Source organism: Brumimicrobium mesophilum, from assembly GCF_003025005.1.
GTDB lineage: Bacteria > Bacteroidota > Bacteroidia > Flavobacteriales_D > Crocinitomicaceae > Brumimicrobium > Brumimicrobium mesophilum.
This window is the reverse complement of the sequence record NZ_PVSS01000070.1, coordinates 1-607: the sequence shown is the minus strand read 5'-3', so window position 1 is coordinate 607 and position 607 is coordinate 1. Positions and strand designations below refer to the sequence as shown.

At 28.3% G+C, this 607-nt stretch carries 1 protein-coding gene; it reads left to right on the top strand.

Annotation, left to right across the window (positions count from 1 at the left end; genetic code table 11):
• Positions 1-118: 118 nt before the first annotated feature.
• Positions 119-508 carry a GxxExxY protein gene (locus C6368_RS17080; protein WP_107040421.1) on the top strand — a complete coding sequence of 130 codons (390 nt, stop codon included), beginning with the start codon at positions 119-121 and terminating at the stop codon, positions 506-508.
• Positions 509-607: the final 99 nt, after the last annotated feature.

Genomic DNA, 607 nt, shown 5'->3' with positions numbered 1-607 from the left:
GCGTCATCCGCGTGCCAATAAGCCATAAATTGTTTACAAGAAAAAATTTCTTGAAAAAATGAAATATACTAACTTTTTCCGTATCTTAATGTACTTTAACACCCAAACCTAATCAGTTATGAATTTAATTCACAAAGATTTAACAAATAAAATTATTAAACCATTTTATGATGTGTACAATGAACTTGGACATGGATTTCTTGAGAAAGTATATCAAAATGCATTATTTATCGAATTAAAAAACCGAGGTTTCTATGTCGAAGCACAAAAACAGATTAAAGTATATTACAAAAACCATCAAGTAGGTGAATATTACGCCGATTTAATCATCGATGAAGTCGTAGTTTTAGAATTAAAAGCAACAGAAGTTATAATTAAGGAATTTGAATTTCAGTTAATCAATTATTTAAAAGCAACTGAAATAGAGGTTGGATTACTGTTAAATTTTGGAGTACAACCTGAGTTTAAAAGAAAAGTTTTCAGTAATAAACATCATGCTAGCTTGTAAGTAAAAAATAGCACGTGGATGACACGAATGCAAGCAATGCGAATTAAAGCGAATTTGATATACTTTCAAAAATAATTTGAAGAATTTCTATCACTAATG

Excerpts from the sequence above, each read along its gene's own strand:
- C6368_RS17080 (WP_107040421.1), top strand. The coding sequence starts at position 119 with ATGAATTTAATTCACAAAGATTTAACAAATAAAATTATTAAACCATTT.